Raw genomic sequence first — 20,985 nt, 5'->3', positions numbered from 1 at the left:
TCCTGCAGCGGTCGATCGTTGTCCGGGACGTGGTGCACGCCGACCGGGAGCCCGGCGTGCGACACCGGCTGGTCCGAGGCGCGTCGCCCCCGCCAGGGCGGTACGTCCCGGACCGGCCGTCCCCTCGGCCGGGCGTCGTCCGACGGTCGGGGGGCCGAGCCCGCACCGGCGGAGCACGCCGATCGGATCCGAAGGAGCCGCAGGTGGACATCCTCGACGTCCGGGACGAGCTGTTCCGGCACCGCCCCGCACGGGCCGACATCGGACGCGCGGAAGCGGCGACGACACTCCGGTTCGCCTGCGCCGGGACCCTCGACCGGACCGTCGGGGCGGCATCGGTCCCGGTGCTGGACGTCCCCGCCGGGTGCGCGCGCGCCGTCGGTCGCCTGGCCCGGCAGATCACCGACCTGTTCGAGATCCCCGTCGTCCGGCTGTCCGCCGAGTCCCTCCGGGTCGTCGCACGGGTCCCGGAGCTGGCCCGCCGCACCCGGCTGTGCGACAGCACCGGCCGCTGGGTGCGCGGCCTGCCGCCGCCGGTCGTCGCGGGCGACGACGCGGTCCTGGCCGGGGCCTGGCGCGCCGCGTTCCTGGCGGCCGGGGCGCTCGGCGGCCGCGGCCGGGCCGGGCTGGAGCTGCCCTGCCCGTCCCCGGAGACGGCGATGGCGCTCACCGGAGCGGCCCGGCGCCTCGGCGTCGCCGCGCTGACCCGCCCCAGCACCCACGGCGACCGGGTCGTGATCCGTGACCCGGCCGACGTGCGAGCGGTACTCGGCCTGATGGGGGCATCCCGCGCCGCGCAGGCGTGGGATCCCGCCCTGCGGCGCGGTCCCGGCGAAGCGGCGGTGAGCGGCGCGCTGCACGACGCCAACCGGGAGCGCGCCTCCCAGGCCGCGGCGATGACGACCCTGCGCGTCCAGGCGCTGCTGGCGGACCCGCCCGCCGGGGTGCCCGAGCGTCTGCTGGCCACCGGCCTGCTGCGGGCCCGCAACCCGGAGCTGTCGTTGCAGGAGCTGGGCCGCCTCGCCGACCCGCCGATGACCAAGGACGCGATCGCCGGGCGGCTGCGCCGGCTGCTCGAGCACACCGAGCGCCTCACCCGCTGAGCGCCCTGCCCGACGGCCCGGCCCGCCGTCGCTCAGCCGCGGGCCGCGACGACCCCGGCCGCGGCCAGCGGTGCGGTCGCCTCGCCCACGGTCGCGAACCCGTCGCCGCGGGTGTCGCCACGCAGGTGCCGGGCGTGGATGCCCTCGGCGATGACGGCGACCTTGAGGTAGGCCAGGCCGCGGTGGAACGCCCAGTCCCGCGGCTCGCGCCCGGACGCCGCGGCGTAGCGCTCCACCAGCTCGTCGGCACCCGGCATCCGGGGGCTGGTGGAGGCCGCGGCCCCGGCCAGGACCGGGGCGAACGCGGGGTCGCCGTAGACGACGTGCAGGGCCAGGTCGGCCAGCGGGTCACCGAGGGTGGCCATCTCCCAGTCGACCAGGGCGCGCACCACGGTGGGGTCGCCGCGGTCGAGGATGGCGTTGTCGATACGGAAGTCCCCGTGCACGACGGCGTGGTCGCTCTCGGCCGGGCAGGTCGCCTCGAGCAGGCCGTGCAGGGCGTCCACGTCGGGCAGCTCGCGGGTGGCGACGCGCTGCCACTGGCCGTACCAGCGCTCGACCTGGCGGCGGAGGTACCCGGCGGGGCGGCCCAGCTCGGACAACGGACCGGTGGTGACGTCGACGGCGTGCAGCGCGGCGAGGGTGTCGACCAGGGAGAACGCGGTCGCCCGCACGCCTGCGTCGTCGAGGGCGGCGAGGTCGTCGTCGCTGCGCACCACGATCCCGTCGACGAACCCGGTGAGCGCGAACGGCACCCCCAGCACCGACGCGTCGGCCAGCGCGACCGCCGGTGCCACCGGGACCCCGGACCCGGCGAGGGCGGCGACGACCCGGTACTCGCGGCCCATGTCGTGCGCGGACGGAGTCAGCGCGCCGAGCGGGGGGCGGCGCAGGATCCAGACGTGTTCGCCGTCGGTGACCCGGTAGGTGAGGTTGGACCGCCCGCCCGAGACGAGTTCGGCGGTGACCCCGCCGCGGTAGCCGTCGACGTGCCGGCGCAGGAACGCGTCCAGCGCGGTCAGGTCCAGGCCGTCGGGGCTCATCGGGTGGCCCGCGCGACGGCGCGGCGGGCGATCGACCAGCGGTGGGTCTCCGAGGGGCCGTCGTAGATGCGGAACGGGCGCACCTCGCGCAGGAGCCGGCCCAGCAGCACGTCCCCGGAGACGCCGCGGCCGCCGTTGAGCTGCAGGGCCCGGTCGACGACCCGCCACACGGCCTCCGCGGTGAAGGTCTTGGCGATCGAGACCTCCATCCCGGCGGGGCGGCCCTGGTCTAGCTCCCAGCAGGCGTGCAGGATCAGCCCGCGCGCGGCGGCGATGTCGATCTCGTTGTCGGCGATCATCGCCTGCGCCATCCCGAGGTCGGCCAGCCGCGACCCGAACACCTGCCGCTCCGCCGCCCAGGCCACGGCGATGTCCTGGGCGCGGCGCGCGATGCCCAGCCAGCGCATGCAGTGGGTCAAACGGGCCGGGCCGAGACGGACCTGGGCGTAGCGGTAGCCCTCGTCGACCTCACCCAGCACGGCGTCGTCGGTGATGCGGCAGTCGGAGAACTCGACCTCCAGGTGCCCGCCGTAGAGCGACTCGTCCAGCGTCGGGATGTGGCGGCCGATCGTCATGCCGGGGTTGTCGGCGTCGACGAGGAACATCGTCGCACCACCACGGTCGCCGGGCACGCCGCTGGTGCGGGCCATGACGATGGCGAACGCGGCGCCGTCGGCGCCGGTGATGAACCACTTCCGGCCGTCGATCCGCCAGCCGCCGTCGACCCGGGTGGCCGTGGTGGACAGCGCGTCGGGGTCGGACCCGGCGCCGGGGGAGGGCTCGGTCATCGCGAAGCACGAGCGCACGTCCCCGGCGGCGAGCGGGGCGAGGTAGCGGACCTTCTGGTCCTCCGAGGCGATCCGCTCGAGCAGGTGGATGTTGCCCTCGTCGGGGGCGGCGATGTTCAGCGCGATCGGGCCGAGCAGCGAGTAGCCGGCCTCGGTGAACACCGCGGCGCGGCCGCACATGTCCAGGCCGTGCCCGCCGAACTCGGGGGCGGCGTGCGGGGCGAACACGCCCGCGGCGCGGGCGGCGTCCTGCAGCCGGACCCGCTCCCCGTCCGACGGCAGGACGCCGCCGTGGGCCTCCTCGACCGGGACCACCACCTCCCGGACGAAGCGTGCCGTCCGCTCCGCGAGGTCCTGCACGTGCGCGTCCTGGGCGAGGTCGACCGCCATGTCTCCTCCATCGGCTAATGATTGTTAGCCATCTTGTAGCAGCATCGCGGCAGCCGAGGACAGCGTCGGGAGCCACATCTCACATCGCGGCTATAGACTGCTAGCCGTGCGGAGTGATCAGATCCGGTCGGCGGCGCTGGCGGAGTTCGCCCGCCGCGGCTACGAGGCGACGACGATGGCCGACATCGGAGCCGCCGTCGGGATCCGCGGGCCGAGCCTCTACAAGCACGTCCGCTCCAAGCAGGAGCTGCTCGCCTCGGTCATCGACGCCACCATGGACGCGCTGATCCGCGAGCACGACGCCGCGGTGGCCGGGATCGACGACCCGGTCGAACGGCTGCGCCGCGCCGTCGAGGCGCACGTGCGCTTCCACGCCCGGAACCGGGTGGAGGCCTTCGTCGGTAACCGGGAGCTGCGCAGCCTGACCGAACCGCACCGGTCGGAGATCCTCGCCAGGCGCGCCGACTACGAGCAGCGCTTCCGGCGGCTGATCGCCGACGGTGCCGACGCCGGGGTGTTCTCGGTCGCGTCGCCGCAGCTCGCGTCGTACGCGATCCTCGACCAGGGGATGGGCGTCGCGGTGTGGTTCCGCGACGATGCGGGCCCGGGGGAGAACGAGGTCGCCTGGCAGCTCGCGGAGTTCGCGCTGCGCCTCGTCGGGGCCGGGCCCGCCGCGCTCAGGCCCCGGTGAACCGCGGCCGCCGGCGCTCGGCCGGCGCCCGCGCGCTCCAGGATCGGCATCCGGGCGCCCGGCCCTGGACCGCGGGGGTGGGGACACGGACCGTCGTCACCCGGGCCGGCGTGGTGTCCGCCGACGACGACCGGGTCACCGCCCTGCTCTACTTCACGCAGGAGGCCGCCCGCACCGGCGAGCCGCCGCGCACCACCGCGGGCCGCGCCGAGGTCACGGTCCAGCGGGTCGACGGCCGGCGGCTCGTGTCCGACCTGCGCAACTTCTAGGCGAGAAGGAGACGTGACCCCATGACGGGTGTCGAGGTGAAGGTCGAGGGGCTGACGAAGTCCTTCGGTCGGGCCAACATCTGGTCGGACGTGAGCCTGACGCTGCCCGCGGGTGAGGTGTCGGTGCTGCTCGGACCGTCGGGTACCGGTAAGTCGGTGTTCCTGAAGTCCCTGATCGGGCTGCTCAAGCCGGAGCGGGGGTCGATCGTGATCGAGGGCGTCGACCTGTGCAAGTGCTCGGAGTCCGAGCTGTACGAGATCCGGAAGCTGTTCGGGGTGTTGTTCCAGGACGGTGCGTTGTTCGGGTCGATGAACCTGTTCGACAACATCGCGTTCCCGTTGCGGGAGCACACGCGTAAGTCGGAGTCGGCGATCCGCGACATCGTCATGGAGAAGATCGACATGGTCGGTCTGGTCGGTGCCGAGGGCAAGCTGCCGGGTGAGATCTCGGGTGGTATGCGTAAGCGGGCGGGGCTGGCGCGGGCGTTGGTGCTGGATCCGAAGATCATTCTTTTCGACGAGCCGGACTCGGGTCTGGACCCGGTGCGCACGGCGTATCTGAACCAGCTGATCATCGATCTGAACGCGATGACGGACTCGACGTTCCTGATCGTCACCCACGACATCAACTCGGCGCAGACGGTGCCGGACAACATCGGGCTGCTCTACCGCAAGCACCTGGCGATGTTCGGTCCGCGGGAGGTGTTGCTGACCTCCGACGAGCCGGTGGTGGCGCAGTTCCTGAACGGTCGTCGTGAGGGGCCGATCGGGATGTCGGAGGAGAAGGACGCCGCGCAGGCCGCCCGTGAGATGGAGGAGGCCGGTGAGCTCGAGGGCCGTCCGCCGATGAAGCCGCAGCTCGTCGCGTCGACCGGGATGCCCGACCGGCAGGCGGTGCACCGCCGCCGTGAGCGGGTGCAGGCGATGCTGCACGAGCTGCCGTCCTCGGCGCAGGAGGCGATCCGGGAGCAGTACGCCGATGCCGACGCGGCGTCCACCGGCCCGTCGCGGGACGGGACGACCCGGCAGGAGGCGCGAGCGGGCGGCGACGACTGGCCCACCGACGTCCAGCCGCGGGTCAGCGGCTGACGGAGGGGGTCCTGGTCCATCCCGCCGCGCTTCGACGGGACGACGCGCAGGGAGACCTGCCGGTGCGGGCTCAGCTCCCGGCGTCTCCCGAGGGCAGCGCCGGGTCCGCTTTGAGGGCGACCCCGGACAGCTTGAGCCGCCGCGCCTCGCTCATCAGCAGGGCGAGCGTGGTCGCGGCGGCGGCGTAGCCGGTGCCGTGCGGCGGGCGGACGTTGGAGATGCAGTTGCGCTCCGAGTCGCGGCGGCCGCGGTGGGCGTCGTAGGTGAAGTACAGCCCGAGCGAGTCGACCGAGCTCATCCCCGGCCGCTCCCCGACGAGCACGACGACGTGCCGCGCCCCGACCGCGGTCGCGATCTCGTCGCCGAGCGCGACCCGGGCCTGGGTGGCGACGACGACCGGCGCCACCCGCCACCCGTCGAGCCGGTCGAGGATCTCGGCCAGCATCCCCGGGGCGTGCTCGGCGACCGCGCGGGGCGAGAGTCCGTCGGCGACGACGAGCACCACGTCGTGCTCCCCGCGCGGCAGGTCGGCGCCGCCGGCGAGACGACGGCCCAGGTCGGGCCGGGTCAGGTACTCGGTGCGGTCGGCCGGGGCCCCGGCGGCGCGCAGCGTGTCCACCCCGAGCGCGGCGATCCGGTCGGTGAGCGCGTCGACGTCGAGCGGGGTGTGCACGGCGTCGCGCGCCGCGGCGTGCGCGGCGCGAAGCTCCAGCAGCCGCGCGGTCGGCAGTGCGTCCCCGGCCCGGCCGAGCGCCACCCGCGCCCGGGTGGAGGCCCGCAGCAGCTCCAGCGGGTCCGCCGCGCTCACCCCACACCTGCCGTGAGCGCCCGGACCGCGGACGGTGCGAGCTCCTTGAGCCGTCCGTCCGGTGCCAGCATGTCCATGGTGGACAGCCACCCCTCGAACTCGGGGGCGGGACGCAGGCCCAGCACCTGACGGGCGTAGAGCGCGTCGTGGAAGGACAGCGACTGGTAGTGGAGCATCACGTCGTCGCCGCCGGGCACGCAGATCACGAACGAGCAGCCCGCCGCGCCGAGCAGGGTGAGCAGGGCGTCGGTGTCGTCGGCGTCGGCCTCGGCGTGGTTGGTGTAGCAGACGTCGACACCCATCGGGACACCCAGCAGCTTCCCGCACAGGTGGTCCTCCAGACCGGCGCGGGTGATCTGCTTGCCGTCGTAGAGGTACTCCGGCCCGATGAACCCGACGACGGTGTTGACCAGCAACGGGTCGAACGCGCGGGCGACGGCGTAGGCCCGCGCCTCCAGCGTCTGCTGGTCGACGCCGTGATGGGCGTCGGCGGACAGCGCGGAGCCCTGCCCGGTCTCGAAGTACATGCAGTTCCTGCCGACGGTGCCCCGGCCCAGCGACAGCGCCGCGTCGTGCGCCTCGCGCAGCATCGCCAGGGTCACCCCGAACCCGGTGTTCGCCGCCTCGGTGCCGGCGACGGACTGGAACACCAGGTCCACCGGGGCGCCGCGCTCCATGATCTCGATGGAGGTCGTGACGTGGGCGAGCACGCAGGACTGGGTGGGGATGTCGTAGCGGGTGCGCACCTCGTCGATCAGGTGCAGCAGGTCGGTGGTGCGCTGCGGCGAGTCCGTCGCCGGGTTGATGCCGATGACGGCGTCACCGCAGCCGAGCAGCAGCCCGTCGACGATGGACGCGGTCACCCCGGACGGGTCGTCGGTGGGGTGGTTGGGCTGCAGCCGGGTCGCCATCGTGCCGGGCAGCCCGACCGTCGAGCGGAACGCGGTGACGACCGGGGTGCGCCGCGCGACGGCGATCAGGTCCTGCAACCGCATCAGCTTCGAGACGGCCGCGACCATCTCCGGGGTCAGGCCGGGGGCGAGCGAGGTGGTGTCGGTGGTGGGATCGAGCAGGTGCTCGCGGAAACCGCCGACGGTCATCGACGCGACGGGGGCGAACGCCGCGCGGTCGTGCGAGTCGAGGATCAGGCGGGTCACCTCGTCGTCCTCGTAGGGGACGACCTGCTCGGTCAGGAACGTCGCGAGCGGCAGGTCGGCGAGCACCGTCTGGGCGGCCACGCGCTCGGACTCCGAGCGGGCGGCGACACCGGCCAGCACGTCCCCGGAGCGTTCCGGGGTGGCGGCGGCCAGCAGCGCCCGCAGGTCCGCGAATTCGTGGGTGTGCCCCCCGACGGAGGCCCTGCGGGTCGTCACGTGAGCTCGGCCTCCGCCTGTGCCAGCGCCGCGAACTCCTCGTCGGGGGCCGCGGCGACCAGGTGGTGTCGGGAGTAGAGCGCGAAGTACAGCATGAACAGGGCGAAGGCGCCGAGGGTCGCGCCCGCCGCGACCGGGTCGACGAGGAACGTCGCGATGACGGCGAGCACGGCGACGACCAGCGCGAACCCGGTCGTGACGACGCCGCCGGGGGTCCGGTAGGGCCGCGGCATCTCCGGCGCGGTCCGGCGCAGCACGATGTGGCTGACCATCATCAGCACGTACGACAGCGCGGCCCCGAACACCGCCATGTTCAGCAGCACGTCCCCCTGCCCGGTCAGCGAGAGCAGGAACCCGATCGCGCCGGGGACGATCAGGGCGAGGGTGGGCGCCTTGCGGCTGTTGGTCACCGACAGCACCCGCGGCAGGTACCCGGCACGCGACAGCGCGAAGGTCTGGCGGGAGTAGGCGTAGATGATCGAGAAGAAGCTCGCGACGAGCCCGGCCAGACCGACGTAGTTGACGACGACCCCGGCGGTCGACCCGCCGAGCGCCTCGACGAGCGGGTTGCCCGACTCCGACAGCGTCTGCGCGCCGAGCGCGCCGGTCGCGAGGACCAGCACCAGCGCCCCGGTGACGAGCAGGACCAGCATCGCGGCGACGATCCCGCGGGGCACGTTGCGCTCGGGGTCGCGTGCCTCCTCCGCGGCCAGCGGGACGCCCTCCAGCGCGAGGAAGAACCAGATCGCGAACGGCACCGCCGACCAGATCCCCAGGTAGCCGAACGGCAGGAACGGTGACGCCCCGGCGGCCGCGGTCGGCGCGATGTCGACGAGGTTCGCGGCGTCGAACAGCGGCACGGCGGCGACGGCGAAGATCAGCAGCCCGAGCACGGCGATCGCGGTGATCACGAACATGACCTTGAGGGCCTCGCCGACCCCGGCGATGTGGATACCGATGAACACCAGGTAGGCGGCGAGGTAGACCCACCAGCCGTCGGTGATCCCGAACAGGCCGAGTGACTCGACGTAGGCGCCGATGAAGGTGGCGATCGCCGCGGGGGCGATGGCGTACTCGATGAGGATCGCGGTGCCGGTCGCGAACCCGCCCCACGGGCCCAGCGCGCGGCGAGCGAAGGTGTAGCCGCCGCCCGCGGCGGGCAGCGCCGAGGACAGCTCGGCCATGCCCAGCACCATCGCGAAGTACATGCCCGCGATGACGACACCGGCGATCAGCAGCCCGCCGAACCCGCCCTGGGCGAGGCCGAAGTTCCAGCCGGAGTAGTCGCCGGAGATGACGTAGCTGACGCCGAGCCCGGCGAGCAGGACCCAGCCCGCCGCCCCGGTCCGCAGCTGTCGTCGTTCCAGGTACTCCGACGGATCGTGGGCCATGGCGTCCTCCCGGGCACGTCCTCGCCGACGGAACCGTCGGTGTGGGGACAAGCTAGGGAGTGCGGGCCGGACCGGGGTAGGGCCGCGCGGGGTAACCGTGTGAAGAGTGTGTGTCCGCCGCGGGGTGCGGGGCGGTGCGGGGCGGTGGCGCCCGCACCGCCCCGCACCGGGGTGCTCAGTCCGCGAGCTTGCTGATCGCCTGCGCCCAGAGGAAGAACTTGTTGGTGCCCAGGTCACGGACGGTCGTGATGTTGAACGCCTCCTTGAGGAGCTTCGCGTCGCCCTCGGAGACGCCCTTCAGCGCGTCGACGGGGGCGTCGGCCAGCTCCTCGACGCCCTTGCCCTCGTACGCCTTGTCGAACTTGCCGGCGATGTCGCCCACGACTGCTCCTTCCCGATGCGGCCCGGGGCCGCGTCCTACGGATGTGCGTGGGCCAGCCTGGCAGTGATCGTTGCGGGACCGAACGACCGACACCCGTGACTCGGTGAACGGGCGAGCGGGCCGCCGAGCGTGACCCCGCGGCGGTCAGTTCCCGCCCTGGCCACCCCCGCCGGGCCCGCCGCCAGGACGGCCCGGCGTCGCCTCGACGGTGGCCTGCGGCAGCAGGACCTGCTGGCCGTCGTCGAGGCCGGACCGCACCTCGGTGAACTGGTCGCCCACCAGGCCGGGGACGAACTGCCGGGTCACCGCGGCGCCGTCGTCGCCGGGCACGTCGACGACCGAGCGGCCGCCCTCCTGCCGGACGGCGGTGTTCGGCACCCGCAGCACCCCGTTGCGGGCCTCGGTGCGCACGTCGGCCTGCGCGGTCTGGCCGTCGCGCAGCTGCGGGTCGGTGCGGTTCAGCACGACGGTCGCGTAGTAGCTCACGACGCCCGACAGCTGCGTCGCGGTCGGCGCGACGGCCACCACGGTCGCCGGCAGGCTCACCCCGGGCAGCGCGTCGACGGTGACGTCGACGGTCTGATTCGGCGCGACCCGCGCGGCGTCGCTCTCCTCGAACGGGACGACCAGCTGATAGGTCTGCAGGTCGTTGAGGGTCAGGAACGGTGCCCCGCCCGCCGCGGACGCGCCGCCACCGGCGGCCCCCGCGCCGCCCGAGGCCGCCGACGCCGACCCGACGGCCTGCGGGATCCGGGCGTCGGTGCCGGGGGCGAGCGCGGTCGCGGCGCTCGCGGCGGGCACGACGTCACCGACCGCGCCGTTGATCGCGGACACGGTGCCGGCAACCGGGGCGCGCAGCAGGGTGTCGTCGAGGGCGCGCTGGGCATCGGCGAGGGTGTTGCGGGCGTCGGCGACCACGGCGTCCTGCACCGCGACGTCGGCAGGTGCGTCGTTGTTCGCCCCGGTGAGCTGCGAGCGGGCGTCGGACACCGCGCTCTCGGCGTTCGCGATCGAGACCCGGCCGGAGGCGGCGCCGGTGTCGCGGGTGCCCTCGGCCTGCGCCAGCGCCGTCTGCGAGGTGATGACCTGGCCCTTCGCCGTCGTCACGGCCTGCTCGTCGGTGGCGACGGCGGTGCAGGCCGGGTCGGTCGTCGCCGCGCCGAGGCCGGACCCGCCCGAGGTGCCGGACCCGCCGGACAGCCCGCCGAGCAGCCCGCCGCCGGACGGGTCGGCGGTGGGCTCCGGGGTCGCGGACGCGGTGCTGCCGCCGGAGCGCTTGCAGGCCCGCCGGTCGGTCTCCAGCTTCTCCTGGGCCGCGGCGAGCTGCTTGCGGTCGAAGGCGAGCTGGACCCTCGCCCGCTCGACGGCGGTGTCGTTCGCCGCGTTCTGCGCCCCGACCTGGTCGCGGGTCGCGGCCAGTACCGACTCGGCCGAGGCCAGGGACGCCTGCGCGGCCTCGACGGTGTTCGCGCCGGTCAGCTTGCCCAGCGACGCCTGCTGCTGGTCCAGCCCCGCCTGCGCGGCGGCGACCTGGGACCGGGCCTCGGCGTCGTCGAGCCGGGCGAGCGGCTGCCCGGCGGCGACGGTCTCGCCGACCTCCACGAGCAGCTCGGTGACCCGGCCGCCGTCGGTGAACCCGAGGTTCTGCTGGGTGATCGACACCAGCGACCCCGACGCCGACACCCCGGTGGAGACCACACCCCGGTCGACGACGGCCGTCGGCGGCGGCTGGTCCCCTCCGGTGCAGGCAGTGAGGCCGACGAGTCCGGCGAGCAGCAGGCTGCCCGCGAGCCGCAGTCGGGTCATGAAGTGCTCCTCGGTGCTGTCGCGGGCGCTGTCACTGGTGCCGCAGGGCGTCGATGGGCCGCATCCGCGCGGCCCGGTTGGCGGGGAAACCGCCCGCGAGCAGCCCGATCAGCAGGCTCACCCCGAAGGCGAGCACCACCGATCCGGCCGACACCGTCGGGGCGGGGAAGTCGGGTACGAGGCGGGGCAGGACGATCCCGGCCAGCACGGACACACCGACGCCGACCAGGATCCCGATGACCCCGCCGATGCCGGTGAGGACCATCGCCTCGATGAGGAACTGCTGCAGGATCGCGCGGCGGCGCGCGCCGATGGCCTTGCGGATACCGATCTCGCGGGTCCGCTCGGTCACCGTGACCAGCATGATGTTGGCGACGCCGATGCTCCCGACCAGCAGCGAGATGCCCGCGACCGCCGCGACGAAGATCGTCACGAAGCTCAGGACCTGCGAGGACTGGTCGAGCAGGCTCTGCAGCGCGGTGACGGTGTAGTCGCGGTCCTGCGGGTCGTCGATGCGGTGCCGGTCGTCGAGAACCGTCGTGACCTGCTCGACCGCCTGCGGCACCGCGTCGGTGGACACCGCGCGCACGGTGATCTGGTCGACGACGTCGCCGCCACCGGTCAGGTAGGCGCGTGCGGCGCCCAGCGGCATGACGGCGATGTCGTCCTGCTGGCCGTTGGCGGCGAGCACGCCGATCACCCGGAACGAGGTGCGGCCGATCCGCACCTCCGAGCCGAGCGCCTCGCCGGCGCGGCCGCCGAACAGCGTCGCCACCGGGTTGGGGCCGAGCACGACGACCTTCGCCCGGGTCGTGGCCTGGCGGTCGTCGAAGAACGACCCGACGACGAGCTCCCGGTTGGTGATGTCGAGGTAGTCGGCGTCGGCGCCGGTCACGCCGCTGCGGACGCTCCCGCCACCGGCCAGCTGCAGCTGCGCCGAGCCGGTCACCGTCGGGCTGACCGAGGCGACCGCGGGTGCGGAGGCCCGGTCCCGCAGGGCGCGGACGTCGGCGTCGGTGAGGTCGCGCGGCGTGCCGCCGCCGCTGATGCCACCGCGGTCCGGGGTGATCTGGATCTGGTTGGCGAGCGGGCCGAACGCGTCGGCGACGAAGCGCTGCAGACCGTTGCCGAAGGCGACCAGCACGATCACCGCGGCGACCCCGATGATGATCCCGAGCATCGTCAGCAGCGACCGCAGCGGCCCGGCCCGCAGGCCCCGTACCGCGATCCGCGCGGACTCCCAGATCGTCATCGGCGCTCGTCACCCACGATCCGGCCGTCGCGCAGGGTCACCACGCGCTTGGCGAACTCCGCGACCTCGGGCTCGTGGGTGATCAGCACGACGGTGCGGCCGCTCTCGTTCAGCTCCACGAACAGGTTCATGACGTCGGTGGTCGAGGCGGTGTCGAGGTTCCCCGTCGGCTCGTCGGCCAGGATCATCGAGGGGTCGGTGACCAGGGCACGGGCCACCGCGACGCGCTGCTGCTGGCCGCCGGAGAGCTCGTTGGGCCGGTGGTCGCCGCGGTCGCCGAGCCCGACCCGTTCCAGCGCGCGCCGCGCCCGGCCCCGGCGGTCGCGCCCGCCGGCGTAGACCAGCGGCAGCTCCACGTTGGCCAGCGCCGAGGTGCGCGGCAGCAGGTTGAACGACTGGAAGACGAAACCGATCTTCTGCAGCCGGACGTCGGCGAGCCGGTTGTCCGACATCCGGCCGACGTCGATGCCGTCGAGCCGGTAGGCGCCGGAGCTCGGCACGTCGAGGCAGCCGAGGATGTTCATCATCGTGGACTTGCCCGAGCCGGAGGGGCCCATGATCGCGACGAGGTCGCCGTCGTCGACGTGCAGGTCCACGGCGTCGAGTGCGCGCAGCTCGAGGGCTCCGGTCCGGTAGACCTTGGAGACCCCCTCCAGCTCGATCACGATTCCGGAGATTACGCACGGGGCGGTTCCGGGAAATCGTCGGGTCGCCGTCGGGAATGGTGCGCAGAAATATGGCGTCACCCGATCGGGTGGAAGGTTGCGCAGGGCCGTCACCTGCGGGTCGTCGATCAGTTAATGCGGATTCATTCCCATTCGACGGTCGAGAGCGGGGAGGTGTCCCCGAAACGGCGTCGCGAATTCGTGACCACCTCGTGACCGGTCCTGCCGCGGCTGCGGCCGGGCCCGTCCGGCTACGGTGCCGTGGACCGACGCCGGGAGGCCGCATGGGCGAGCGACGACACCTGCTGGAGGGGCTGGCCGGCCCGACCGTCGCGCTGGAGGCGGTGAACCGGGCGACCCACGAGTTCACCGGCAGGCAGGCCCGGCGGGCGGGGCTGCACCCGACCGACCTGTGGGCGTTGCGGCTGCTCGACGTGCACGGCTCGCTCGGGCCGACCGAGCTGGCCCGGCGGCTGGACCTGCGGCCGGCCTCGACCACCGCGCTGATCGACCGGCTCGAGGCGGCCGGCCACCTCGAGCGTGTCCCCGACCCGCACGACCGCCGCCGGGTCACCGTGCGCTCGCGGGAGGAGTCCTTCCGCGCGCGGCTCGCGCAGTGGGAGCCGGCCGTCCGGGCCCTCGACGACGTCGCCCGCCGCCTCTCCGCCGACGAGGGCGAGGTCGTCGAGCGCTACCTGCGCGCGGTCGTCGCCACGCTCGACGAGCTCGGCGCCGGGTAGTCCGGGAGCCGGAACGCGTCGACCGCGCCGGTCGGGGTGGCCCCGAGCAGCCCGGTCACCCGCTTCCCGACCGGGCTCGCGACGGCCCGGAACGCGGTGCGCAGCGTCCGGATCCCGGCCCGGGTCCGCGGGTTGGCCAGCGTCAGCGGCGGCAGCTTCTGCGCCTGCTCGGTCGCGGGCCTCAGCAGCTCCTCGTAGCGGTGTAGCGCACCCGCGGTGTCGCCGGGGCGGGAGGCCAGCTCCCCGGCCAGTACGTAGGCACCGATCAGGGCCAGGCTCGTGCCCCCGCCGCCCAGCGGCGACGGGCAGTACGCGGCGTCGCCGAGCAGTACCACCCGTCCCGAGCTCCAGCGCGGGGCCGTGACCTGCCCGACGGCGTCGAAGTACATCGGGGCCCCGCCCGGCCCGTCGCCGAGCTCCCGCATGATCCGCGGGGCGACCCAGCCCGCGTCGGCGAAGGTCCGCCGCAGGACGGTGCGGACGTCGGCGTCGCCGAGGGTCTCCAGGCCGCGCACCCCGGACAGGAAGGTCAGCATGGCGCGGGTGGTGCCCAGGTTGTCCGGGCGCAGGTGCACCCCGCGCGAGCCGGTCTCGTGGAACCAGTTCCACCAGGCGTCGTCGTCGGCGGTGCGGGGGATCGTCAGGTAGGCGCCGTACAGGCCGGTCTCGCGGACGGTGACGTCGTCGAACACCAGGTCGCGGGTGCGCGACCGCAGCCCCTCGGCGACCACGACGAGGTCGGCGGTGACCGTGGTGCCGTCGTCGAGGGCGACCCGGGCCGGGCCGTCGCCGGCGCCCCGGTCCTCGACGCCGGTGATCCGGGTGCCGAACCGGAACGCCGTGGACCCCGGCGCGGCCCCGATCAGCACCCGGGCCAGCTCGCCGCGCAGGATCTCCAGCTCGGCGGTCGGACCGTCGGCCGACCCGGTCGGGTCCATCGGGATCTCGGCGACCGGGCGCCCGTCGTCGCCGATCACGCGGAAGCCGACCTCGCGGGTGCCGGCGGCCCGCACGGCGTCCTCCAGGCCCATCCGGCGCAGGACCTCACGGGCGGTGCCACGGACGTCGATGTTGTGCCCCTCGTCGCGCTGCCGCGGCGCGCGCTCCAGGACGGTCGTCCGCCAGCCGTACGCGGCCAGGCGCAGGGCGAGCGCGGAGCCGGCGATGCCGGCGCCGGAGATGAGGGCGTGCCGGGAGGAGGCCATGGTAGTTAGATGACCGAACTATCCGGTCGGCTAAACCTGCGCGACGATCTCGTCGGCCACCCAGCGGGCGGCACCCTGCGGGAACGGGGCGGGCAGCCCCAGGACCACGTGCCCGAAGCCCGCGCCGACGGCGGCGGACACCCGCTCGCGGGCGTCCGCCGGGTCGTCGTAGGAGACGCCCAGGTGGATCGACCGGGTGATCTCCGCCGGGTCCCGGTCGATGTCGGCGCACAGCTCGTCGAGCAGCGCGCTGCGGGCGACGGCGTCGTCGAGGTCGCCGCCGGGGATGTTCCAGACGTCGGCGTGCCGGGCCGCGATCCGCAGCGTCGCCCTGGCCCGTCCGCCGATCACGATCGGCGGGTGGGCCTGCACCGGCTTCGGGCTGCCGAACGCGCCGGTGAGCCGCACCTGCTCGCCGTCGACGTCGAACGGCTCGGTCTCGGTCCACAGCCGCCGGATCACCGTGCAGGCCTCGTCGAGCGCGGTGACGGCGTCGGCGGTGGCGGCGAAGGGCAGGCCGTGCGCCTCGTACTCGCGGCGGGCGAGCGGGTGGTCCGGGCGGGACCCGACGCCGATGCCCAGGTCGAGCCGTCCGCCGGAGACGACGTCGACCGTCGTCGCGATCTTGGCCAGCACCGCGGGCGGGCGGAACCGGTTGCTGGTGACCAGCAGACCCAGACGCAGCCGTCGGGTCCGAGCGGCGAGCGCGGACAGGGTGGTCCAGCCGTCGAGGGCCGGTCCCAGCGGGTCGCCACCGATCGGCATGAGGTGGTCGAACAGCCAGGCGTGCTCGATGCCGGGCAGCTCGTCGGCCTCCAGCCAGACGCGCAGCAGGTCGTCGTAGGTGGTCTGCATCTGGGCGGTCATGATGCCGATGGACGCTCGGGACACGGGAACTCCTGTGCGGGGCGAGTGCGGACGATGAAACGGAACAGTGTTCCGGGTACGATACGGAACAGTGTTCCGGTCAGCAAGGGAGTGTGTGGTGGGAGTGCAGCGGGAACCGGTCCGGTCCGACGCCCGGCGCAGTCGTGCCGCCCTGCTCGAGGCCGCCGCGGCCGAGTTCGTGACCGCGGGCGTCGACGCGCCGGTCCGGGCGATCGCCGCCCGCGCGGGGGTCGGCGTGGGGACGGTCTACCGGCACTTCCCGACCCGGCCCGACCTGGTCGTCGCCGTCTACCGGCACCAGGTCGAGGGGTGTGCGGCGGCCGCACGGACCTGCCTGGACGCCGGTCCGACGCCGTTCGACGCCCTCACGGCCTGGGTCGGGGAGTTCGTCGACCTGCTCGTCACCAAGCACGGGCTGGTCGCGATGCTCGTCCACGACGACGGCCGCTCCGCCGCGCTGCACGAGCTGTTCCTGGAGCGCCTGCTGCCGGCGGGGGAGGAGATCGTCCGGGCGGCGCGGGAGGCCGGGCAGCTGCCGTCCGACGTCACCGCCTACGAGGTGCTGCGGGGGATCGGCAACCTGTGCTTCGGTGCCGAGGCCGACTCCGCCTACGACGCCCGCCGCGCCGTCGGCTTCTTCCTCGCGGGCCTCCGGGTTGCGTAACCGGAACAGCGTTCCTATATTTTCGGAGGAGGCTCCGTTTCGAGCTCTCCACTCCGTCTCCCGAAGGAGCGCACCATCGTGGACTCCACGATCTCCCTCACCGTCGACGGCCGTCGCCACGAGCTGACGGTCGACACCCGGACCACCGTCCTCGACGCGCTGCGTGACCGGCTCGGCGTGACCAGCGCCAAGAAGGGCTGCGACCACGGCCAGTGCGGTGCGTGCACCGTCCTGCTGGCCGCACCCGGCGAACAGGGGCCGGGCCGCCGCGTGCTGTCCTGCCTCTCGCTCGCCGTCGCCCACGACGACGCCGCGGTCACCACCGCCGACGGCCTCGGCACCGGCGCGGACCTGCACCCGCTCGCCGAGGCCTTCGTCGCGCACGACGCCTACCAGTGCGGCTACTGCACCCCCGGCCAGATCTGCTCGGCCGTCGGGATGCTGGACGAGGCCCGCGCCGGGCACCCCAGCGCGGTCACCGCCGACCTGTCCGGCGACGGGCCGGCCGTGCTGGACCGCGCCGAGATCGCCGAGCGCCTGTCCGGGAACCTGTGCCGCTGCGCCGCCTACTCCGGAATCGTCGACGCCGTCGGTGCCGTGGGCACCGGGACGGGGGCGTCGCGGTGAAGCCGTTCGCCTACACCCGTCCCGGCGACGCCGCGGCTGCGGTCGCCGTCGTCTCCGCCGACCCGTCCGCCGCCTACCTGGCCGGCGGGACCAACCTCGTCGACCACCTCAAGCTGGGCCTGGTCGAGCCGGGCACGCTCGTCGACGTCACCGGCCTGCTGCCCACCGGGATCACCCCGACCGCCGACGGCGGCCTGTCCATCGGCGCGGGCGCCCGCAACACCGACGTCGCCGTGGACCCGCGGGTCCGGCGCGACTACCCGGCACTGTCCGCGGCGCTGCTCGCCGGGGCCTCGGGGCAGCTGCGCAACATGGCGACGACCGGCGGGAACCTGCTGCAGCGCACCCGCTGCTCCTACTTCGCCGACCTCACCGCGCCCTGCACCAAGCGCGACCCCGGGCAGGGCTGCTCCGCGCAGCACGGCTGGGCCCGCCACCACGCGATCCTCGGCGCACCCGAGGGCGGCTGCATCGCGACCCACCCGTCGGACATGGCGGTCGCGCTGGCCGCGTTCGACGCCCGCGTGCACGTCCTCGGCCCGGACGGGGAGCGCACCGTCGCCGCCACCGAGCTGCACCGGCTGCCCGGCGACGACCCGGGCCGCGACACCGTGTTGGAGCACGGGGAGCTGATCACCTCGGTCGAGCTGCCCGCGCTGCCGGTCGCCGCGCACTCCACCTACCGCAAGGTCCGCGACCGCGCCTCGTACGCGTTCGCACTGGTGTCGGTCGCCGCGGCCCTCGACGTCGCCGACGACGGCACCGTCCGCGACGTGCGGATCGCCCTCGGCGGGGTCGCGCACCGGCCGTGGCGGGCGCACCGCGCCGAGCAGGCGCTGCTCGGCGGGCCCGCCACCGACGAGGCGTTCCGCGCCGCCGCGGCGGCCGAGACCGCCGACGCCCGCGCCGTCGACACCGCCGTCGGCGGCAACGCCTTCAAGATCCCGCTGGTGGCCGGCACGGTCACCGCCACCCTGCGCGGCCTCGCCGCGCACCGGACGGAGGCCGCATGACCAGCACCGTCACCCCCGGCACCACGACCGACGGCGCCGCGGGCACCTCGCACACCCGGATCGAGGGCCCCGCCAAGGTCACCGGCAACGCCGTCTACGCCTACGAGCAGGACGCGGTCGACCCGCTGCACCTGCGCGGCGTCGGCGCCACGGTCGCCCGCGGTCGGGTCCGCGCCGTCGACACCACCGCCGCGGCCGCAGTGCCCGGGGTGGTCGCGGTGCTCACCCCGGACACCGCGCCCCGGATCGACGGCAGCGCCACCCCCGAACAGACGGTGCTGCAGTCCGGCGAGGTGCACCACCGCGGCCAGTACGTCGCCGCCGTGCTCGCCGAGACCGCCGAGGCGGCCCGGGAGGCGGCGGACCTGGTCGTCGTCGGCTACGACGCCGAGCCGGCCACCACCGCGTTCGACCCGGGCTCGGCCGAGGCCTACACCCCCGAGGTCGTCGTCGCGTTCCCGCCGGACACGCGCACCGGCGACCCGGAGACGGCGTTCGACGAGGCTCCAGTGCAGGTCGACGCCACCTACACGACGCCGATCGAGTACCACCACCCGATGGAGCCGCACAGCACCGTCGCCCGCTGGGACGGCGACCACCTCACGCTGTTCGAGGCCTCGCAGGCGGTGTGGTCGGCCCGGCGCGAGCTCGCGCAGATGTTCGGTATCGGCGACGACGACGTCACCGTCGTCTCACCGCACGTCGGCGGCGGGTTCGGTACCAAGGGCACGCTGCACGGCGGGTCGGTGCTGGCCGTCGTCGCCGCCCGGGCGGTCCCCGGACGGTCGGTCAAGCTGGCGCTGACCCGCCGCGAGATGACCGACCTGACCGGCTACCGCCCGGCGACCGTGCAGCGGGTCCGGCTCGGTGCCGGGACCGACGGGCGGCTGCACTCCCTCGCCCACGACGTCGTCGAGTCCGGCGCGCGGATGGCCGAGTTCGGCGAGCCGACCGCAGTGATCAGCAGGCACCTCTACGCGTCGCCGCACCGGCGGACCTCGCACCGGGTCGTGCCGCTGGACCTGTCCACGCCGACGTACATGCGCGCACCCGGCGAGGCGCCCGGCAGCTTCGGCGCGGAGTCCGCGCTGGACGAGCTCGCCGTCGCGCTCGGGATCGACCCGGTCGAGCTGCGGATCCGCAACGAGCCCGACGTCGACCCCGACACCGGCAGGCCGTTCTCCAGCCGCAACCTCGTGGCCTGCCTGCGGCGCGGCGCCGAGCGGTTCGGCTGGGCCGACCGGGACCCGCGCCCGCGCACCCGGCTCGTCGACGGCTGGTGGCACGGCACCGGCGTCGCCGCCGCGTTCTTCCCGACCTTCGCGATGCCCGGCTCCGCCGCCGCGATCCGGTACGCCGACGGCGGTGCCGGTGCGCCGGGCCGCTACCGGGTGGACATCGCCGCGGCCGACATCGGGCAGGGCGCCCGCACGGTGCTCACCCAGATCGCGGCCGAGGCGCTCGGGGTGCGGCCCGCGCAGGTCGACCTGAACCTCGGCGACACCGGGCTGCCGCACGCGACCATGGCCGGTGGGTCGGCGGGTACCGCGTCCTGGGCGACGGCGATCGTCGAGGCCGCCGACCGGTTCCGCGACAAGTGGGGCACCGACCCCGAGGACGCGGCGGAGGCCGACGGCGTCGCCGGGCACGACCCGGCGATGGCCGAGTACGCGATGGGCGCGCACGGGGCGCACTTCGTCGAGGTCGCGGTGCACGCCGACACCGGCGAGATCCGGGTGCCGCGGATGCTGGGGGTGTTCGCCGCGGGCCGCATCCTCAACCCGCTGACCGCGCGCTCGCAGTTCCTCGGCGGGATGGTGTGGGGGCTGTCGATGGCGCTGCACGAGGAGGGCGTCGTCGACCCGGCCCGCGGGCACGTCGTCAACCACGACCTCGCCGGCTACCACGTGGCGGCGAACGCCGACGTCGGCGACATCGACGCCGAGTGGGTCGACGAGGACGATCCGCACGTCAACCCGGTGGGCGCCAAGGGGATCGGGGAGATCGGGATCGTCGGGGTGGCCGCGGCCGTCGCGAACGCCGCCCACCACGCCACCGGCGTGCGGGTCCGGTCGCTGCCGATCACCCTGGAGCACTTCCTGGGGGCCTGAGCGCGAGCGCCAGGACCCGCTCGGCCCGCTCGGCGAGCCGCTGCGGGTCCTGGGCCGCCGTCGCCGCCCGCAGGGCCCCCGCGTCGAGGCCGTCGGGCACACCGAGGGTGTACCAGCGCTCCAGCAGGTCCACGGTCATCTCGGGGTGGAACTGCACGCCCACGCTGCGACCGGCCACGAACGCCTCGTGTCCGGCCCCGCCGGCGGCGAGCAGTTCCGCCCCGGGCGGTGCGACGAGCTGCTCGGCGTTCCAGCAGAACCACGGCCCGGCCGGGAGGCGGCCGTCGGCCGGGTCGACCGTGTGCCATCCGATCCGGGCGGTCGGCAGCGTCGTCCGGGAGCCGCCGAGCGCCTCGGCGAGGAGCTGGGCGCCGAAGCAGATCGCCAGCACCGGCACACCGGCGTCGTGCGCCCGGCGCAGGAACGCGACCTCACGGACCGCCCACCCCGCGATCCGCTCCCTCGGCCACGGCGCGCCGAGGGTGACCACCAGGCCGGCCCCCGTCGGGTCGGGGAACCCGGCGTCGACGTCCGGGGCGTCGTACCGGTCCGCGGGCACCACCGTCGTCCACTCCGGACGGATCCCGCGTCGTTCCAGGGCCGGTCCCAACGCCCCGAGGCCGGCGACGTGGTCGTGGCCGATCACGATGGCGCGCACCGGCACATCCTGCCACCGCCCGGGTTTGT

At 74.5% G+C, this 20,985-nt stretch carries 21 protein-coding genes; 9 read left to right on the top strand and 12 right to left on the bottom strand.

The features are described 5' to 3' along the window. Nucleotides 1-203: 203 nt before the first annotated feature. Nucleotides 204-1,103, top strand: a complete 900-nt coding sequence (gene whiA / locus MTO91_RS19675) for a DNA-binding protein WhiA (protein WP_476652226.1) — start codon at nucleotides 204-206, stop codon at nucleotides 1,101-1,103. 32 nt (nucleotides 1,104-1,135) lie between these two features. Here the strand turns inward: whiA and MTO91_RS19670 are convergent, their stop codons facing one another. Both MTO91_RS19670 and MTO91_RS19665 read right to left on the bottom strand, forming a co-directional pair. Further along, nucleotides 1,136-2,146, bottom strand: coding sequence for a phosphotransferase family protein (locus MTO91_RS19670; protein ID WP_476652225.1), 1,011 nt, complete (start codon nucleotides 2,144-2,146; stop codon nucleotides 1,136-1,138). Further along, nucleotides 2,143-3,324, bottom strand: coding sequence for an acyl-CoA dehydrogenase family protein (locus MTO91_RS19665; RefSeq protein WP_476652224.1), 1,182 nt, complete (start codon nucleotides 3,322-3,324; stop codon nucleotides 2,143-2,145). Before MTO91_RS19665 ends, MTO91_RS19670 begins: the two co-directional genes overlap by 4 nt. Before the next feature lie 106 nt (nucleotides 3,325-3,430). Here MTO91_RS19665 and MTO91_RS19660 point away from each other — a divergent pair, with 106 nt between their 5' ends. The 3 genes from MTO91_RS19660 (at nucleotide 3,431) to MTO91_RS19650 (ending at nucleotide 5,373) form a co-directional block, all read left to right on the top strand. Then, nucleotides 3,431-4,015 (top strand): TetR/AcrR family transcriptional regulator, encoded by a 585-nt coding sequence (locus tag MTO91_RS19660; protein WP_100878442.1) that lies wholly within the window; start codon nucleotides 3,431-3,433, stop codon nucleotides 4,013-4,015. Between the two features lie 77 nt (nucleotides 4,016-4,092). Then, nucleotides 4,093-4,284: a hypothetical protein gene (locus MTO91_RS19655; RefSeq protein ID WP_476652223.1), complete on the top strand. Its 192-nt coding sequence runs from the start codon at nucleotides 4,093-4,095 to the stop codon at nucleotides 4,282-4,284. 21 nt (nucleotides 4,285-4,305) lie between these two features. Continuing rightward, nucleotides 4,306-5,373, top strand: a complete 1,068-nt coding sequence (locus MTO91_RS19650) for an ABC transporter ATP-binding protein (protein ID WP_476652222.1) — start codon at nucleotides 4,306-4,308, stop codon at nucleotides 5,371-5,373. 70 nt (nucleotides 5,374-5,443) lie between these two features. Here MTO91_RS19650 and eutC read toward each other — a convergent pair whose 3' ends face one another. From eutC to MTO91_RS19615, 7 genes are all read right to left on the bottom strand, one after another. Continuing rightward, nucleotides 5,444-6,181, bottom strand: coding sequence for an ethanolamine ammonia-lyase subunit EutC (gene eutC, locus MTO91_RS19645; RefSeq protein WP_179762121.1), 738 nt, complete (start codon nucleotides 6,179-6,181; stop codon nucleotides 5,444-5,446). Continuing rightward, complete coding sequence (locus tag MTO91_RS19640; protein WP_476652221.1) at nucleotides 6,178-7,554, bottom strand: ethanolamine ammonia-lyase subunit EutB; 1,377 nt, start codon at nucleotides 7,552-7,554, stop codon at nucleotides 6,178-6,180. Before MTO91_RS19640 ends, eutC begins: the two co-directional genes overlap by 4 nt. Beyond that, nucleotides 7,551-8,945, bottom strand: a complete 1,395-nt coding sequence (gene eat / locus MTO91_RS19635; RefSeq protein WP_179762123.1) for an ethanolamine permease — start codon at nucleotides 8,943-8,945, stop codon at nucleotides 7,551-7,553. Before eat ends, MTO91_RS19640 begins: the two co-directional genes overlap by 4 nt. Nucleotides 8,946-9,120: 175 nt before the next feature. Continuing rightward, entirely contained in the window at nucleotides 9,121-9,327 is a 207-nt protein-coding gene (locus MTO91_RS19630; protein WP_073577367.1) for a hypothetical protein, read from the bottom strand. A 144-nt stretch (nucleotides 9,328-9,471) separates the two neighbouring features. Further along, nucleotides 9,472-11,133 carry an HlyD family efflux transporter periplasmic adaptor subunit gene (locus MTO91_RS19625; protein ID WP_357439494.1) on the bottom strand — a complete coding sequence of 554 codons (1,662 nt, stop codon included), beginning with the start codon at nucleotides 11,131-11,133 and terminating at the stop codon, nucleotides 9,472-9,474. A gap of 31 nt (nucleotides 11,134-11,164) precedes the next feature. After that, complete coding sequence (locus MTO91_RS19620) at nucleotides 11,165-12,385, bottom strand: ABC transporter permease (protein ID WP_476652219.1); 1,221 nt, start codon at nucleotides 12,383-12,385, stop codon at nucleotides 11,165-11,167. Beyond that, a complete protein-coding gene (locus MTO91_RS19615) occupies nucleotides 12,382-13,050 on the bottom strand; it encodes an ABC transporter ATP-binding protein (RefSeq protein WP_073577370.1) in 669 nt (222 codons plus the stop codon). Before MTO91_RS19615 ends, MTO91_RS19620 begins: the two co-directional genes overlap by 4 nt. A gap of 284 nt (nucleotides 13,051-13,334) precedes the next feature. On the opposite strand from MTO91_RS19615, the gene MTO91_RS19610 reads away from it, so the two are divergent. Further along, nucleotides 13,335-13,790 carry a MarR family winged helix-turn-helix transcriptional regulator gene (locus MTO91_RS19610; protein ID WP_073577371.1) on the top strand — a complete coding sequence of 152 codons (456 nt, stop codon included), beginning with the start codon at nucleotides 13,335-13,337 and terminating at the stop codon, nucleotides 13,788-13,790. Here the strand turns inward: MTO91_RS19610 and MTO91_RS19605 are convergent. Together MTO91_RS19605 and MTO91_RS19600 are read right to left on the bottom strand one after the other, a co-directional pair. After that, complete coding sequence (locus MTO91_RS19605; RefSeq protein ID WP_476652218.1) at nucleotides 13,742-14,995, bottom strand: FAD-dependent monooxygenase; 1,254 nt, start codon at nucleotides 14,993-14,995, stop codon at nucleotides 13,742-13,744. The two genes, MTO91_RS19610 and MTO91_RS19605, sit on opposite strands and share 49 nt — an antisense overlap. 30 nt (nucleotides 14,996-15,025) lie before the next feature. Next, entirely contained in the window at nucleotides 15,026-15,850 is an 825-nt protein-coding gene (locus MTO91_RS19600; protein ID WP_237453547.1) for an LLM class flavin-dependent oxidoreductase, read from the bottom strand. 130 nt (nucleotides 15,851-15,980) lie between these two features. On the opposite strand from MTO91_RS19600, the gene MTO91_RS19595 reads away from it, so the two are divergent. From MTO91_RS19595 to MTO91_RS19580, 4 genes are all read left to right on the top strand, one after another. Continuing rightward, complete coding sequence (locus tag MTO91_RS19595; RefSeq protein ID WP_251786662.1) at nucleotides 15,981-16,547, top strand: TetR/AcrR family transcriptional regulator; 567 nt, start codon at nucleotides 15,981-15,983, stop codon at nucleotides 16,545-16,547. Between the two features lie 78 nt (nucleotides 16,548-16,625). Next, nucleotides 16,626-17,174: a 2Fe-2S iron-sulfur cluster-binding protein gene (locus tag MTO91_RS19590; RefSeq protein ID WP_062396781.1), complete on the top strand. Its 549-nt coding sequence runs from the start codon at nucleotides 16,626-16,628 to the stop codon at nucleotides 17,172-17,174. Next, nucleotides 17,171-18,187 (top strand): FAD binding domain-containing protein, encoded by a 1,017-nt coding sequence (locus MTO91_RS19585; RefSeq protein WP_346102881.1) that lies wholly within the window; start codon nucleotides 17,171-17,173, stop codon nucleotides 18,185-18,187. The genes MTO91_RS19590 and MTO91_RS19585 overlap by 4 nt, the downstream gene beginning before the upstream one ends. Then, nucleotides 18,184-20,298: a xanthine dehydrogenase family protein molybdopterin-binding subunit gene (locus MTO91_RS19580; RefSeq protein WP_476652216.1), complete on the top strand. Its 2,115-nt coding sequence runs from the start codon at nucleotides 18,184-18,186 to the stop codon at nucleotides 20,296-20,298. Before MTO91_RS19585 ends, MTO91_RS19580 begins: the two co-directional genes overlap by 4 nt. On the opposite strand, the gene MTO91_RS19575 is transcribed toward MTO91_RS19580, so the two are convergent. Beyond that, nucleotides 20,270-20,956 (bottom strand): type 1 glutamine amidotransferase, encoded by a 687-nt coding sequence (locus MTO91_RS19575; protein ID WP_476652215.1) that lies wholly within the window; start codon nucleotides 20,954-20,956, stop codon nucleotides 20,270-20,272. The two genes, MTO91_RS19580 and MTO91_RS19575, sit on opposite strands and share 29 nt — an antisense overlap. Nucleotides 20,957-20,985: the final 29 nt, after the last annotated feature.

This window comes from Pseudonocardia sp. 2-7 (genome assembly GCF_056341085.1).
The sequence above is the reverse complement of the archived record's forward strand: the minus strand, read 5'-3'. Positions and strand labels throughout refer to the sequence as shown.